Annotated in this window: 13 protein-coding genes and 1 pseudogene; 13 read left to right on the forward strand and 1 reads right to left on the reverse strand. The window is 65.6% G+C overall.

The genetic code is table 11. The features are described from left to right. Nucleotides 1–447 precede the first annotated feature (447 nt). The 5 genes from JOF48_RS10295 (at nucleotide 448) to JOF48_RS10315 (ending at nucleotide 6,212) form a co-directional block, all read left to right on the forward strand. Nucleotides 448–3,021 (forward strand): choice-of-anchor A family protein, encoded by a 2,574-nt coding sequence (locus JOF48_RS10295; protein WP_209680365.1) that lies wholly within the window; start codon nucleotides 448–450, stop codon nucleotides 3,019–3,021. A 78-nt stretch (nucleotides 3,022–3,099) separates the two neighbouring features. Then, nucleotides 3,100–4,584 carry a SpaH/EbpB family LPXTG-anchored major pilin gene (locus JOF48_RS10300; RefSeq protein WP_342591213.1) on the forward strand — a complete coding sequence of 495 codons (1,485 nt, stop codon included), beginning with the start codon at nucleotides 3,100–3,102 and terminating at the stop codon, nucleotides 4,582–4,584. Nucleotides 4,585–4,752: 168 nt separating this feature from the next. After that, entirely contained in the window at nucleotides 4,753–5,607 is an 855-nt protein-coding gene (locus JOF48_RS10305) for a class C sortase (RefSeq protein ID WP_245346488.1), read from the forward strand. A 49-nt stretch (nucleotides 5,608–5,656) separates the two neighbouring features. After that, entirely contained in the window at nucleotides 5,657–5,803 is a 147-nt protein-coding gene (locus tag JOF48_RS10310; RefSeq protein ID WP_209680385.1) for a hypothetical protein, read from the forward strand. Between the two features lies 1 nt (nucleotide 5,804). Beyond that, nucleotides 5,805–6,212: a nuclear transport factor 2 family protein gene (locus JOF48_RS10315; protein WP_209680387.1), complete on the forward strand. Its 408-nt coding sequence runs from the start codon at nucleotides 5,805–5,807 to the stop codon at nucleotides 6,210–6,212. Between the two features lie 93 nt (nucleotides 6,213–6,305). Here the strand turns inward: JOF48_RS10315 and JOF48_RS10320 are convergent, their stop codons facing one another. Further along, nucleotides 6,306–7,853, reverse strand: a complete 1,548-nt coding sequence (locus JOF48_RS10320; protein WP_209680389.1) for an MFS transporter — start codon at nucleotides 7,851–7,853, stop codon at nucleotides 6,306–6,308. Nucleotides 7,854–7,932: 79 nt separating this feature from the next. On the opposite strand from JOF48_RS10320, the gene JOF48_RS10325 reads away from it, so the two are divergent. From JOF48_RS10325 to JOF48_RS10355, 8 genes and pseudogenes are all read left to right on the forward strand, one after another. Beyond that, complete coding sequence (locus JOF48_RS10325) at nucleotides 7,933–8,514, forward strand: TetR/AcrR family transcriptional regulator (RefSeq protein WP_209680391.1); 582 nt, start codon at nucleotides 7,933–7,935, stop codon at nucleotides 8,512–8,514. Between the two features lie 38 nt (nucleotides 8,515–8,552). Then, nucleotides 8,553–9,002: an FAS1-like dehydratase domain-containing protein gene (locus tag JOF48_RS10330; protein ID WP_209680393.1), complete on the forward strand. Its 450-nt coding sequence runs from the start codon at nucleotides 8,553–8,555 to the stop codon at nucleotides 9,000–9,002. Next, nucleotides 9,002–9,433 (forward strand): MaoC family dehydratase, encoded by a 432-nt coding sequence (locus JOF48_RS10335; RefSeq protein ID WP_209680395.1) that lies wholly within the window; start codon nucleotides 9,002–9,004, stop codon nucleotides 9,431–9,433. Before JOF48_RS10330 ends, JOF48_RS10335 begins: the two co-directional genes overlap by 1 nt. Next, entirely contained in the window at nucleotides 9,430–10,800 is a 1,371-nt protein-coding gene (locus tag JOF48_RS10340) for an MFS transporter (protein WP_209680397.1), read from the forward strand. Before JOF48_RS10335 ends, JOF48_RS10340 begins: the two co-directional genes overlap by 4 nt. Beyond that, nucleotides 10,797–11,912 (forward strand): UDP-N-acetylmuramate dehydrogenase, encoded by a 1,116-nt coding sequence (locus JOF48_RS10345; protein WP_209680400.1) that lies wholly within the window; start codon nucleotides 10,797–10,799, stop codon nucleotides 11,910–11,912. Before JOF48_RS10340 ends, JOF48_RS10345 begins: the two co-directional genes overlap by 4 nt. A 304-nt stretch (nucleotides 11,913–12,216) precedes the next feature. Beyond that, nucleotides 12,217–12,324, forward strand: a pseudogene (locus JOF48_RS20165) (type IV toxin-antitoxin system AbiEi family antitoxin domain-containing protein); the annotation flags it as partial. A 291-nt stretch (nucleotides 12,325–12,615) separates the two neighbouring features. After that, nucleotides 12,616–13,218, forward strand: a complete 603-nt coding sequence (locus JOF48_RS19630) for a hypothetical protein (protein ID WP_245346489.1) — start codon at nucleotides 12,616–12,618, stop codon at nucleotides 13,216–13,218. 404 nt (nucleotides 13,219–13,622) lie between these two features. Then, nucleotides 13,623–14,747 carry a fatty acid desaturase family protein gene (locus JOF48_RS10355; protein ID WP_209680404.1) on the forward strand — a complete coding sequence of 375 codons (1,125 nt, stop codon included), beginning with the start codon at nucleotides 13,623–13,625 and terminating at the stop codon, nucleotides 14,745–14,747. Nucleotides 14,748–14,760: the final 13 nt, after the last annotated feature.

Consider the following 14,760-nt stretch of genomic DNA (forward strand, 5'->3'; position numbering starts at 1 on the left):
GTACCGTCGGAAGGACGATTCCGAGTCTCATTCACCGGCTCAAATCTCCCGTCGATGGTCATCTCGGAATAGATGCCGGCCAGGGTTGTTGCCATCAGGTTCGGAACCGTAGCTTGCTCTGCCTTTATGTAGGCCTGCAGCGCGTCTCGCTGTTCCTGACTAGGCATCGTTTCACGCAACGACGATGCAGGCGCCGACTTGGTGGCAGCGGGCGCAGTCGTAGTGGTCGGAGCACAGCCGGTCAATGCCAGCAGCACAATGGCAGTAATCCCCCAAAAACGTTTCACAAAACGATTCAACCATTACCGCCGGCCCACGGCCAGTCGGCAACAGCCGAGACGCCGCATGAATACAGACCACTTGAATAGCGGTCGTTACCAGTACAAGACCCCGAGGCAGCCCCCGGCTCTTGTGACATGGAAGCGAACCGACACCCCTATGAACTACATGCGTAAATCGCGCCTAGGCTCAGTGCTTGGTGCGTCCCTCGTCGCGGCAGTTGCCGCCATGGGGCTGTTGGCGGTCCCTGCCACGGCCGGCCCGGCCCAGACTTTGCACCCGTTGATTGTGCCGGCCGTTGTCCCCGAGGGGTGTGAAGCGCTGCCTGAGGGCGGGTTCAGTGACGCACCCATCGGTTCCGACAGCTCGCCGTCAGTTGTCGTGGGCAGGAACTTCACCACCGTCCCAGGCGCTGCCGAGGCGGAGGGTGTCATTCTGGTGGGCGGGGATGCCTCCTTCGACCCCGGACCCACAATGTCCGGGGGTGGAGGCAAGGCCGCGGGCGGCATCTACAACCTGGGTGTCGTGGGCAAGGGCTCCGGCATCGGTGCACCCGCAGGATCCGACGCATTGATCACCGGCGTTTCCGTCTCGGTGCGTTCAGGCCGCCTGGCCATCAACGAGATCCACGACCCCAAATATGAAGGCGGGGACATCTTGGCTGGCGGAGCCATCAACAACAAGGCAGACATTTCCAGAAACCTGGCCCCGGAAGGTGAGCCCCAGCCGGAGTGGAAGGAAAATCGGTCCGATGCCCTTGACGAGTACCAGCCCTGGCTGAAGGCCATTGACAGCTACTCGGACTTTTACAAGGGACTGGATGCCGTCGGCACTGTGGCAAAGGAACAAAATCGCCTGACCCTGACCGGCGACAACACCGCCAACCGCCAGGTGTTCAACCTTGATGCCGGCCAGCTGAGCCAGGACAGGGCGCCCATTGAGCTGCACTTCAAGGACATCCACAAGGACGCCGTCATCATCATCAACGTCACCGGCAAGAACGCCCAGGTGATCCCCAACTATGTCGGCTTGAACGGCGTGCAGGCCTTCACTGTGGGCGGGGCGCCCGGAAACGTCCAGGCGTTTGTCCAGCTGGCAACACACCTTATGTGGAACTTCGTCGACGCGCAGAGCGTGTACCTGGGCAAGTCGGACCAGTTCCTCGGCTCGGTCCTGGTGAAGAACCCGGAAAGCACCACAACCCTGGGCACCAGCACCAACGGCCGCATATTGGTCGCCGGCAACCTGCAGCACGGCGAAGGCCTCAAGGGCCAGGCGGGCGAGGCGTCCAAGGGCCTGGAGATCCACAACTTCCCGTTCGTTCACGGTTTCGGCTGCGGCATCGTGCCCGGCGAGCCGGGACCGGCCAAGACTTTCGCCGTCGGCGACGTCGTCTGGATTGATGCCAACAACAACGGCATCCAAGAAGCAGGCGAAGAAGAGTTCCTGGAGGGCGTCACCGTTGAACTCCTTGACGGGGAAGGCGCAACCGCCGCCTCCACGACCACGGATGCCAACGGCCGGTATCTCTTCGACAAACTCCCTGCCGGCACGTACCAGGTGAAGTTCACCCTGACTGAGGCGCAGGCCGCAAGCTACAACTTCACCGGCTACAAGGCCGCCGTCGACGGCTCGAGCACCGCAGCGGACTCGGACGCCCAGCCGGGTGAGAATTCCGCCGTCGGAGTCTCAGGGATTTTCACGCTGGGCGAGGACAGTCAACTGGTCCAGGCAGCAGGCTACGATGGCCTGCCGTTTGAAGCCACCGGCGGCATCGACCCCACGTGGGATGCCGGCGTCGTCTTCAAGGACGGCACCCTCTCCATCGCCAAGACGGCGGACCCCGCCTCCGGCACCACCGTCAATCCGGGCCAGACGGTCAGCTACACCGTGACCGCCAGCGCCCAGGACGGCCGAGCCGCAAATGTGCTCATCTCGGACGACCTCAGCGACGTCCTGGACGACGCCACCTTCGTCCCCGGCTCCGCGAAACTGGTCATCGACGGTGGCACCCCCGTTCAGGTGGCCGACCCCGCCGAGGACCAGGCCAGCCCCGGCAACTACACGCTGACCGCCGGGCCCTTCGACCTCCCCGCAGGCAGGACGGCTGTGCTGAGCTACTCCGTCACGGTCAACACCGACGCCTGGTTCCGCACGCTCAACAACTCCGTCACCGGCACCACCGGCGGCACGCCCACCGACGGCTGCGGCCCCTGCACCACCACGCACCCCACCCCCGGCAAGCTCTTCATCGAGAAGCTCGGCGAAGACGTGAACTCCGAGCTGGTGCGCATGGACGGTTCAGCCTGGAATGTTTACGCGGACGACGGCGGAACTCCCGGTGCGCTGTTGACCGATCCCGCCGTTGTGGCTGTGGATGGAGACACGGGACTGTTTGTCCTCGCCTTCATTGAGCCGGGCACCTACTGGCTGGAGGAGTCCGCGGCGCCCGAGGGATTCAACCTGCTGGCTGAACTGGTGAAGTTCACCGTCGCCGCGGACGGCAGGGCCACCCTCGAATCCGGAACCGGCGGCGGGGTGGTCACCGTCTCGCAGGCGGGTGCACTGCCGCTCATCAGCGTCCGCGACGTGCCTGCCCTGCAGCTGCCAGCAACCGGCGGAGGCGGAACGGCCATGTTCCTCACCGGGGGAGTGCTGCTCCTCATCGGCTCGGCAATCCTGGCCCTGCGCCAGCGGCGTGCCACCCAGCCCTCCGGCGCCGCTCAAACCACAAGTTTTTAGCCCGTGCAGGGGCGCTCCCGCCCCCGCACAACTTCCACCCGTTCACCCATGCTCCACCATGAAAGAGGAAATTCCACCGTGTCTACTCCCAACAAGGGGCGCCTTTTGCGCGCCACCGCAACAGCCCTGACAGGGGCTGTCCTGGCCATGGTTTGCGCCGTGGCCCCGGCCTCCGCGGCCGACAACTCGCTGGTTGACGCCACCCAAAAGGGTTCCATTACCGTCCACAAGTTTGAGAAGCCGGAGGCCGCCACGGGCCTGGCCAACAACGGCACCCAGTTGGACGCTGCCGCCACCGCCGCACTGAAGCCCCTTGACGGTGTCACCTTCAGCATCGCGCAGGTCGGCGGCATCGACCTGGCCACCAACGAAGGCTGGAAAACGGCCAACGACCTGCTCGGAAAGTTCGATGCCAAGGATTCCGCAGGGTCCATCACGGGTGCCGGCCACACCCTGAGCCAGGCCGTCACTGCTGTGACTGGCAGCGGCGGCAAGGCAGGCGAGGCATACTTTGGCGAGCTGGGACTGGGACTCTACCTGGTCACGGAAACGGTTGTTCCCAACGGTGTCACCCCCTCCGCACCGTTCCTGGTGTCCGTGCCCCTGACGGATCCGAACAACCAGAAGAACTGGCTCTACAACGTCCACGTCTACCCCAAGAACTCGGTGAGCACGGCCAACAAGACCGTGGCCGATGCCGACAGCGTCAAGCTCGGCGACAACGTCACCTTCACCATCACCGGCGGCATCCCGAACGAGGACATCCTCGACGGCTACAAGGTTGTTGACGTGCTCGACGCCAAGCTGACGTACGTGTCAACGGAAGTCGCGCTGGCCAACGGTGCAGCCCTGGAGTCCGGCGACTACACAGTCACCCCTGACGGCAACACCGTCACCGTAGAATTCACCGAACCCGGCCTGTCCAAGCTCGCAGCCAACAAGACCAGCCAGGTCCAGGTTGTTATCACCACCACGGTCAACACCATCGGTGAGATCAAGAACCAGGCGCTGGTCTACCCGAACAAGTTCAGCATCGACTCCAACACCTCCCCGATGGAGACCCCCGAGGTTGAAACCAAGTGGGGCGCCATCACCCTCAAGAAGACCAACAAGGCTGACGGCGAGCCGCTGGCAGGCGCCAAGTTCTCCGTCTTCACCACGGAGGCAGACGCCAAGGCCGGAACGAACCCGGTTGAGCTGGGCGGGGAAACCGTCTTCGCCACTCCGGCCAACGGCGAACTGACCATTGCCGGCCTGCGCTACTCCAACTTCGCCAACGGTGTGCTTGTCGCCGAAGGCGAAGCCGGATTCCTGAACTACTTCCTCGCCGAAGTTGAGGCCCCGGCCGGCTTCGAGCTGCTGGCGGCCCCCATCAAGTTCCAGGTCACGCAGGCAACCACCGCCGTCGGCGTGGACCTTGATGTTGTCAACGTACCGTCCAACAGCGGCTTCGAGCTGCCGCTCACCGGTGGCACCGGCACCACGCTGCTCTACGCCGGCGGACTGTTGCTGGTTGCCGGAGCAGTCCTGCTGCTGGTCCGTTCACGCCGCACGCAGAGCTAATCCGCACCCCCAAGCACAGAATCACGGTGGGCAGCATTCTCAACGCAGAATGCCGCCCACCGTATTTGGTGGTTTCAACACCCAAGAGAAAGCACGCGTCCGCAGGACACCATGACACAGTTGGACAGGCCGGCACTGAGGCGCCCCAGAAAGTCAAAGCCCTGGACGATGCAGCGACTGCTGATCGTCCTGGTGGCGCTGGGCGGCATCACCCTGCTGTTGTACCCCACCGCTGCATCGTGGTTCTCGGACAGGGCCCACGCCACCGAGATCAGCGGCTACGGCGAAATGACTGCCGCCCGGGACGACGGTGAGATTGACTCCATGATCCAGGAGGCCAAGGCCTTCAACGCGGCACTGCCGGGCGGCCCCATCCGCGACCCCTACGTCCTCAACGCCAATGGCCGGCAAACGTCCATAGGCCCCGGCTCGCAGGAATACAAGGAGCTCCTGGGAATGGGCGATGACGGAATGATCGGCCGCATTTCCATCCCAGCCATCAACGCCCAGCTGCCCATCTTCCACGGGACCGGCGACGACACCCTGGCGAAGGGTGTCGGGCACCTCTTCGGATCCGCCCTGCCGGTGGGCGGCGAGAGCACGCACAGCGTCATGACCGCGCACTCCGGGTATGTGAACTCAACGCTGTTCGACGACCTCAAGAAGGTGGCAATCGGCGACGTCTTTAACATCACCGTCCTCAACCAAACCATCTATTACAAGGTGGACCAGATCCTCACCGTCCTCCCCGACGAGACCGACGACCTGCGCAAGGCCAACGGCAAGGACTACGTCACCCTCATTACGTGCACGCCCACGGGCGTCAACACCCACCGCCTCCTGGTCCGCGGCGAACGCATCGAAGCCCCAGGAGAAGAATCTGAACAGGCACAGGTCATGGCGGCAAACGCCGTGGACCCCGGCTTCCCGTGGTGGGCCCTGGCCATCGCCGGTGCCGGGCTCGGCTCCGTGCTCGTGACCCGGCCGCGACGCCCCGGCCGCTTGCGTGCCCCTGTAGCCTGATGGTGACCGGGGTGGTTTCCCCGGCGCGAGACCAAGGAGGCAGCTGCCCATGGTGGAACGCAGCGCCATGGCTCCGGCGGTCGTGTTTTGGTGGTCGGCCTCCGTCTGGCTTGCGCCGGTGCTGGCCACCCCTCCACCGCGGTTTGCCGACTACTTCCCGGTGGAGCAGATCTCGCCCGTCCGGACGGTGTCCTGACATGCCGGTGCAAACCGCCGAAGCCGCCCAACGATGGGCCCGGACCTGGGCCGCCGCCTGGCCGCTCAGGGACATTGACGCCATCGCAGCGCTGCAGTCCGAGGACGGGGACCACTGGGCGTCCCTGTTCCGGCCGTACCGCGGACGCGCCGGGCTGCGCCGCTACCTTGAAGAGTCCTTCGCGGAGGAAACGGGGCCCGCAGAGGCATGGTTCGCCGAACCCGTTGTCGACGGCGCGTCAGCCAGCGTCGAGTACTGGGCCGTCATTTGCACCGAGGCCGGGCCGCTGACCATTTCAGGCTGCACGGTCCTGGCCTTCGACAGTGCAGGGCTCGTGACGCTGGCACGGGACTACTCCAGCGTCCAGCGCGGGCGCCTCGAGCGGCCCGCCATGGCGTTCACCCGCTGATTCCCCGCCTTCCCGGCCACAAACAAAAGGAGGGACGACGGCGCCAGGCAAGTGGCGCCGTCGTCCTTCCTTTGCAGGTGGCCGGGACTGCGGTCAGTGGTCCACGGGCTCTGGGGCGCTGACGGCGGTGCGCAGGGCGAAAGCGCACATCACGGCGGCGGCAAGCATGAGGACCACGCTGACAAGCGCGACCGTGCCGGAGCCGGAATCGAAGGCGTGCTTGGCCGACTCCAGGAGTGCCTGGCCCTGTTCGGCCGGCAGGGTCCCGGCAACCTCAATGGCGCCGCCGAGCGTCTGGGACGCCGTGTCCTGCCCGGCAGCGGAAACGCCGGCGGGAACCGTGACGTTCATGCGGTAGGACGCGGCGAGGATGCTGCCCAGGACCGCCGTGCCCAGCACCGATCCGACCTCGTAGGCCGTCTCGGAAATGGCCGAGGCGGCTCCGGCCTTGGCCGGTGGGGCTGCGGAGAGGATGAGGTCGTTGGAGATGGTCTCCGCGGTCCCCACACCGGCACCGAGAACGGCGAAGGCGATGATGATGCCCATGACCGAGCCGCTGGTGTTCAGGAAGACGATCAAAAATGCCGTGGCGTTGAGCAGCAGCCCGGCCACCACCAGGTGGGACGGCCGGAAGTGGTTGGCCAGCTTGGCTGCGAGCAGCCCGCACACCACCGTGATGGCCAGTCCGGGCACCAGCACGTAGGCGGCGGTGGTGGGGGAGAGGCCCACCACCAGCTGCAGGTGCTGGGTGATGAAGTACAGGAAGCCCACCAGTGCAAAGATGCTCAGGAGGTTGGCGCTGACGCTGCCGCTGAACACGGGGTTCTTGAACAGGGATACGTCCATCATGGGGTCGGCGCGGTGCATCTGGCGGCGCACAAACACCACGGCCAGGGCCACGCCAACCACGATCAGGCCAAGGTTGAGCAGGGAGAAGCCGGATTGGGCAATTTCCTTGATGCCGAAGATTGCCGGAACCATGGCGCCGAAGGACAGCAGGATGCTCCAGACGTCGATTCTGCCCGGGTTCGGGTCCTTGGACTCGGGCACGAAGATCGGCGCCAGGATCAGCAGCGGGACCAGCACGGGGACGGACATGAGGAACACCGCACCCCACCAGAAGTGCTCCAGGATGAAGCCGCCCACGATGGGGCCGAGCGCCGCGCCGCCGGAGAAGCCGGCAGCCCAGATGGCGATGGCCGTGCGTCGCTGGGCGGGGTGGAGAAACAGGTTGCGGATCAGCGACAGTGTTGCCGGCATCAGCATGGCGCCAAAGAGGCCCAGCAGGGCGCGGTAGCCGATCAGGGCGCCGGCGGTGGGGGCGAAGGCTGCGAACGCGGAGACCACGGCGAAGCCGGTGCTGCCGATCAGCAGGAGCTTGCGGCGGCCAAACCTGTCCGTCATGCTGCCCATGGGGACCAGCAGGGCCGCCAGGACAAGCGGGTAGATGTCGATGATCCACAGCAGCTCGGACGCGGACGGTGTCAGCGCCAGCGAGATGGAGGGGATGGCAAAACTCAACACCGTGTTGTCCACGGAGATCAGCAGGACGGGCAGCATCAGCACCGCCAGGGCGATCCATGAGCGTGTGCCGGCGCGGGGGGTGCTGTCCAAGGTTGGGGTGGTCAGTGTTGAAGCCATGACACTAATTCTATACCGTCTGGACGGTTTACTGTACCGACTGGACGGTGTACTTCATCACGTCTTGTAGGCTGGTCGAATGACTAAACAGCCCTCGGCGCGTGAACGGGTCCTCACCAGCTATATCGACCTCTTGATCAGCGACGGCCCGCAGGCGGCAACCCTGGATGCCGTGGCCGCCGCGGCCGGCGTCTCGAAGGGCGGGCTGCTGTACCACTTCAAGAGCAAGGAAGCACTGACGGACGGGCTGCTGGCCCAGCTGCGTGAATACGCCGAGCAGGACTTTGCCGAGATGGCCGAAGACCCCGAAGGATGCGCCGTGTACTACCTGCGCACGAGCGTCTTTGGCGGGAGCCCCTTCGACCGCAGCATCGTCGCCGCCCACCGACTGATCCAAAGCGATGACGACACCGTCCGACAGGCCTTCATTGAACTGCATGCCCGGTGGTTTGAACTGATCCTCAGCGACGTTGCCGACCTCGCCGTCGCCCGCGCCATCATGCTCCTGGGCGACGGCATGTACTACAACGCGGCACTGTTCGGCTTCCCCGTCCCCACGAAAAAGGGCAGCGGCGGTCCGGCCGGTGGGGAACAGGAAACCATGGACCTGGAGTCGCTCCTTGCCATCGTGGCACGCATGAGGTCCACGCCAGCGCCTTAGCGTGCGCGTGCGGGCCCCCGACCTATAGGGTTAAGGGCATGACCATCAACCCAGAGCTGCAGGGGCGCAGCTACGCATTGAGCGATCCGTACAGTGTCGGCCGGGAGTCCGTCCGCGACTTCGCCAGAGCCGTCAAGGCCACCAATGCAGCCCACTTTGACGTTGCCGCCGCGCAGGCCCTGGGCCATGCCGACCTCGTGGCGCCGCCCACCTACGCCATCATCGTGGCCCAGCGTGCCGACGCCCTGCTGATCAACGACCCCGATTCCGGCATCGACTTCTCCCGTGTCGTCCATGCGGAGCAGAAATTCACGCACCACCGCGCCATCACGGCCGGCGATGAGCTCGTGGCCGAATTGCATGTAGATGGCGTCCGCGGCATGGGAGGCGGGGCCATGATTACCACCCGCGCAGAAATTTCCACCGTCGGCGGCGTTGCCGTCGCGACCACCGTTTCCGCCATCCTGGTCCGCGGGGAGGGGCAGTAATGAGCATCAACATTGCAGATTTGGCCGTGGGCACCGAGATCGGCTCACGCACACTCGAGATCTCCCGCGCGGACCTCGTCAAGTACGCCGGCGCGTCCGGGGACTTCAACCCGATCCACTGGAACGACCGCTTCGCCCGCGAGGTTGAGCTGCCCGGCGTCATCGCCCACGGCATGTTCACCATGGGTGCCGCCGTGCAGCTGGTGACCGACTGGATCGGCGACCCCTCCGCCGTCGTCTCCTATGGAACGCGCTTCACCAAGCCCGTCCCCGTGGCCGACGTCGCCGGCGCCCCGGGTGCCGTGGTGGAGGTTTCCGGGGTGGTTGGTGCGCTGGATTCCGACGCCGGGACCGCACGCATCGATCTCACCGTCACCCTGGAGGGACAAAAAGTTCTGGTCAAGGCCCAAGCCGTGGTCCGCCTGACGTGAACCCTGGCCCCGCAAGCCAGGTAACCGCCTGGCGCAACGGCGTTGTCACCGCATATGCCGGTTCCGGACTGGTGTTTGCCAGCTGGGTTTCCCGCATCCCGGCCATCCGCGACGACCTGGGCCTGACGCCCGGGCAGGTGGGGCTGCTGCTGCTGTCCATGTCGCTGGGCTCCTTTGTGTCCGTGGCCATGTCGGGGCTGGTGGTGCTGCGGCTCGGGTCCAAGCTGACCTCGCGGCTGGGCACCGTCATCCAGACCATTGGCGTCATCGTCATGGGGCTCGGGGCCACCGTCTTTGCCGAGACGCTGGTGGTGGGTGCCGGACTGGTCATCCTGGGCCTGGGCACCGGAAGCTGGAACACGGCCTCCAACATTGAGGGCGCGGCAGTGGAGCGCGCGCTGGGCCGGCACATCATGCCGCGCCTGCACGGCTCGTTCAGCATCGGCACCGTGGCCGGCGCCGGGCTCGGGGCCCTGGCCGCATCCATGCACATTCCCGTGGCCGTCCACCTTTCGGCGATTGCCGTCATCGTGTGCACGGCCGTGCTGATCGGCACCAAGTACTACCAGGCGGACAAGGCAGGGACCGAGGCCACCGAAGTGGACCTCGGCGAGTCCGGCGCCGTCCCGGGCACCGGACCCATCCCGGTCATCACCGCCGCTACAACGGCGCCTGGCTCCGGATCTGCCGGCACGGGCCGCAAGGCCGACAAGAAGGCAGGGCAGGCAAAGATCGCCGCCGCCTGGCGCGATCCCCGCACGCTCATGCTCGGCGCCCTCGTGCTCGGCCTGGGCCTGGCAGAAGGTGCGGCGGGGGACTGGGTGGCCCTGGCGATGGTGGACGGCTACGACTCCACCGCCGCCATCGGCGCCGTCGGCTACGGCATCTTTGTCTCCGCCATGACCATCGGCCGCTTCGCCGGCACCGTGGTCTTGGACAAGTATGGCCGGGTGGCCGTGCTGCGCGTTGGGGCCGCCCTGGCCGTCATCGGCCTGGGGCTGTTCGTGTTCGCGCCCAGCGCCCCCGTGGCCCTGGCCGCTTTGGTCTTCTGGGGCCTGGGCTCCGCGCTTGGCTTCCCCGTGGCCATGTCTGCAGCCTCCGACGACCCCGAACAGGCCGCCGCGCGCGTCTCGGTTGTCTCCACCATCGGATACGGCGCGTTCCTTGGCGGCCCGCCCCTGCTGGGCCTGCTGGCCGAACACGTTGGCGTGCTGCACTCCCTGCTCGCGGTCCTCGGCCTGCTCGTCGTGGCATTCTTCCTCACACCGGTGGTGCGCCGCCCCGCAGCGCTGGATGCCCCGCCGGCTGCCGGCGCCGCCGGCCACGCGGACACGGCAGTTCCGGCAGGCGATAGTGTGGAAGGGTGAACGCGCAAACATCCCTCAGCTCCCTGACCACCCTTGAAGTGGGCGGCCCCGCACGCAACTATGTTGTGGCTACCACGGAGGCGGAGATCATTGCCGCCGTCAAGGCAGCGGACGCGGGGGGCGAGCCGCTGCTGATCATTGGCGGCGGCTCCAACCTGGTCATCTCGGACGAAGGCTTCGACGGCACCGTCCTGAAGATCGCCAGCCGGGGCTTTGTGGCCAACTCGGAAGACTCCTGCGGCGGGGCGTCCGTCGTGGTCCAGGCCGGCCACGACTGGGACGACTTTGTCCACCAAACCGTCCTGCACGCATGGAGCGGGCTCGAGGCACTGTCCGGCGTCCCCGGCAGCGCAGGGGCCACCCCCGTGCAGAACGTGGGCGCCTACGGCTGCGAGGTGGCCCAGACGATCGCCGCCGTCCGCACCTGGGACCGCGAGAAAAACGCTGTCCACACCTTCACCAACTACGAACTCAACTTCGGCTACCGCGACTCCCTGCTCAAGCAGACCACGGTCAACGGCTCTCCCCGCTACGTGGTCCTGACCGTCGAGTTCCAGCTGCTGCTCGGCCGGATGAGCGCCCCCGTCAAGTACGCCGAGCTGGCCCGCCGCCTCGACGTGGAGGTCGGCAAGCGCGCCAACTCCCTCGAGCTGCGCCGCACTGTCCTGGCCCTGCGCGCATCCAAGGGCATGGTCCTGGACCCCGCCGACCGCGACACCTTCTCCACCGGCTCCTTCTTCACCAACCCCATCGTCCCCGCCGAGGTCGCCGCCACGCTGCCCGAGACCGCCCCCCGCTGGCCAGCCGGCGACCTCGTGAAGCTCAGCGCCGCCTGGCTCATCGAGCACGCCGGGTTCTCCAAGGGCTGGGGCCTGGCCGGCGAGCTGTCCGCCGCCACCTCGGGTGCCGCTGGAACCGCTGCTGCCCAGCCCGACGCCGGGACCCCGCCACGCGCTTCCCTTTCCACCAAGCACACCCTCGCCATTACGAACCGTGGCGGCGCCCAAGCCGAAGACATTCTGGCGATTGCGCGGCAGGTGCGCTCCGGCGTCGAACGCCAATTTGGCATCACCCTGGTCCCCGAGCCGGTCCTGGTGGGCTGCTCCCTCTGACGCGCCACGGACAGTCCTTGGGAGTCGGTTTGAGCCGCTGCCACGAGCTGTCCGCGCGGCCGCCGTCCATATTGGCCAATGCCGCTGTTATTCCACCGGCAGGGATCAATATGGGCTGCGTGAGCCACGATGACCGGCGTGGACCAATTTCGGCGGCGTCGGGCTAGACCGGGTTTCATACCTGCGCGTATTCGTTTCACGCCAGAGAGTCATCATTGCTCCACAGGCATGGCTGCACACCACGACATCCACATTGTCTCGAATTTCCGCCATGTCACCGCCCTGACAGTGCGAGGCTGGGGGCATGAAATATCCTCGACTCATTCGGGCAGCGGACGTGCGTCGTCTGGGGCAGGACCCCGCCACCTTGGCCAGACGGTGCCGCCAAGGCGAACTGGAACGGGTCTACCATGGCAGCTATGTCACCGCTGTTGAATGGCAGCAACTGTCAAGGGTTGAGCAGTACGGACTTGGGGTGAGCGCATTCAATGAGGCGGTGACGCGGCCCGCAGTGTTGTGCCACGCATCAGCCGCCCTACTATGGGGCCTGTGGATCGTGGGTGTGCCGGGGAGAACACACGTGGTGACGGAGACCCGGACCAGTGGACGGAGCACCAAGAACATAGCCCGGCATGTCGGCTCCCTGTCAGAGAGCATCGTGAGATGCGGTCCATTTCTGCTGACCGACAAACTGAGGACCACCATGGCCCTCATCAGTGAACTGGCCTTTCCCTATGCCGTAGCCATTTGCGATTCCGCACTGAGGCAGCCGGTAGCCAGACAGCAGGTCAACGCATTTAGGCCTATTGGCACTTTGCCGGGCGCGGAGGAGCCATCGTGGACCACGGACGGGCCACAGGGGCCGGCCCTGTCAGTGGACGAGTTGCGCTTGGCTGCCGCCAAACTGCCTACCCGGGCTGCCCGGAATCGCGTGAATGCAGTTATCAACTTTGCCTCGGGCTTGTCTGGGTCGGCCGGTGAATCCATTAGCCGGGCAAAGATGTATGAGCTTGGTTTTCCTGCGCCGGTGCTGCAAAAGGAGTTCACCCTACTCACTGGGAAGTCCGCCAACGTTGACTTTTGGTTTGAGGAACAGAACGTTGCCGGCGAGTTTGATGGCAAGGGAAAATACCTGCGCGGCGACTGGTCCGGCGGATCGATGGAAGAACGGGTGTGGGCCGAAAAATGCCGCGAAGACGATATTCGCAGCCAAGGGGTGAGGTTCGTCCGATGGACCTGGCGGGATATGAGCGACCGTGGCACCTTTGCCGCCTTGTTGCGCAGGGCAGGCCTGCCCCAGCGGTAGGCCTGCGTCAGGTGCCTCAGCCAGATGTGGCCCGCAGCGGACGACGCCGCCCATATTGGCCCCTGCCGCTGATATTTCACCGGCAGGGGCCAATATGGGCGGCAATCTTCGAGTGGGTGGGCCATTTTGGGCGGCAGCGGCCATTATGAGCGGCACGGCGTGCAGCCCCGGGCGTTTCGCCGCTGCCGCATCGACCGTTCCACCGCATAGCACCGCCCCGCTCGCACCGACACCGCCCAGTACCGCCCGCACCGACCCCACCAACCCGCACCCCGTACCGGGGTAGGGGGGCAAGACGGCTCCCGGGTGTGATGTGTGCCGCGGTGGATCTTCATAGTGTTAATGGAAAGATCAGACTTTTCTATTAACCTGGCGCACTTTGGCGGGCCAGGGCAAGGAGCCCCATGTCGTCGGCAACACTTGACAGCCCGGAAGTACTCGAAGACAGCGCCACTACGAAGCCGGTGCGGAAACGCCCGGAGCGTGACCGGCACGTCACGGACTTCATCAAGCTGACCGAACAGGTGCGCGCCGCCGGGCTCATGGAGCGCGACATCAAGTGGTACGTCACCCGCATCGTGCGCCAGAGCCTCGGCTACCTGGCCGTGTTTGCGCTGTTCCTGACGCTGGGCCAGTCCTGGTGGCAGCTGGTCACCGCCGTCCTGTTTGCTTTCATGTGCACGCACACCGCCTTCCTCTCGCACGACGCCGCCCACCGCCAGGTCTTTGCCTCCGCCAAGAAGAACGCCTGGCTGGCCCGCATCGCCGGCAACCTGTTCGTGGGCCTGTCCTACGGCTGGTGGATGAACAAGCACGGCAAGCATCACCTGAACCCGAACAAGATCGGCGTGGACGGCGACATCGATCCCGGCGCCCTCGTGTTTGATCCGGACAGCGCCGCCAAGCGCAAGGGCTTCGCCAAGTGGTTCGCCGCCCGCCAGGGGTACTTCTTCTTCCCGCTGCTGACCCTTGCCGCACTTGACCTGCACTTCTCCGCAGTCGGCCGGGTGCTGGACCGCAAGCAGGTAGTGCCGCAGCGCAAGACCGAGATTGCCTTCCTGTTTGTGCGCCTCGTGGTGCTCCCGGCATTCACCATCTGGTACCTGGGCTGGGCCATCGGCCTGGCGTTCATTGCCGTGCAGATCATGGCGCTGGGGCTCTACATGGGCGGCTCCTTCGCCCCGAACCACAAGGGCATGCCGCTGGTCCCCAAGGACGTCAAGATCGACTTCATGCGCCGCCAGACCCTCATGAGCCGCAATATCTCCGGCGGCTGGTGGGTTGACGCCGGCATGGGCGGGCTGAACTACCAGATCGAACACCACCTGTTCCCCACCATGTCCTCAAAGAACCTCAAGGCCGTCCAGCCCATGGTCATCAAGTACTGTGCAGAGCGCGACATCACCTACACGGAAACCACGCTCTGGAGCTCCTACATGATCGTGATGCGCTACCTGAACCGCGTCGGCCTGGGCCAGCGTGACCCCTTCGAATGCCCCGTCACGGCGAATTTCCGCTCAGCCCGCTAGTCGTAAAGTGGGG

Origin of the sequence: Arthrobacter stackebrandtii (genome assembly GCF_017876675.1) — a bacterium.
Taxonomy (GTDB): Bacteria; Actinomycetota; Actinomycetes; order Actinomycetales; family Micrococcaceae; genus Specibacter; species Specibacter stackebrandtii.

Bases quoted from the DNA above. Each gene is read 5' to 3' on its own strand.
- JOF48_RS10295 (WP_209680365.1), top strand. From the start codon at position 448: ATGCGTAAATCGCGCCTAGGCTCAGTGCTTGGTGCGTCCCTCGTCGCG.
- JOF48_RS10305 (WP_245346488.1), top strand. From the start codon at position 4,753: ATGCAGCGACTGCTGATCGTCCTGGTGGCGCTGGGCGGCATCACCCTG.
- JOF48_RS10310 (WP_209680385.1), top strand. From the start codon at position 5,657: ATGGTGGAACGCAGCGCCATGGCTCCGGCGGTCGTGTTTTGGTGGTCG.
- JOF48_RS10315 (WP_209680387.1), top strand. From the start codon at position 5,805: ATGCCGGTGCAAACCGCCGAAGCCGCCCAACGATGGGCCCGGACCTGG.
- JOF48_RS10320 (WP_209680389.1), bottom strand. From the start codon at position 7,853: ATGGCTTCAACACTGACCACCCCAACCTTGGACAGCACCCCCCGCGCC.
- JOF48_RS10325 (WP_209680391.1), top strand. From the start codon at position 7,933: ATGACTAAACAGCCCTCGGCGCGTGAACGGGTCCTCACCAGCTATATC.
- JOF48_RS10330 (WP_209680393.1), top strand. From the start codon at position 8,553: ATGACCATCAACCCAGAGCTGCAGGGGCGCAGCTACGCATTGAGCGAT.
- JOF48_RS10335 (WP_209680395.1), top strand. From the start codon at position 9,002: ATGAGCATCAACATTGCAGATTTGGCCGTGGGCACCGAGATCGGCTCA.
- JOF48_RS19630 (WP_245346489.1), top strand. From the start codon at position 12,616: ATGGCCCTCATCAGTGAACTGGCCTTTCCCTATGCCGTAGCCATTTGC.
- JOF48_RS10355 (WP_209680404.1), top strand. From the start codon at position 13,623: ATGTCGTCGGCAACACTTGACAGCCCGGAAGTACTCGAAGACAGCGCC.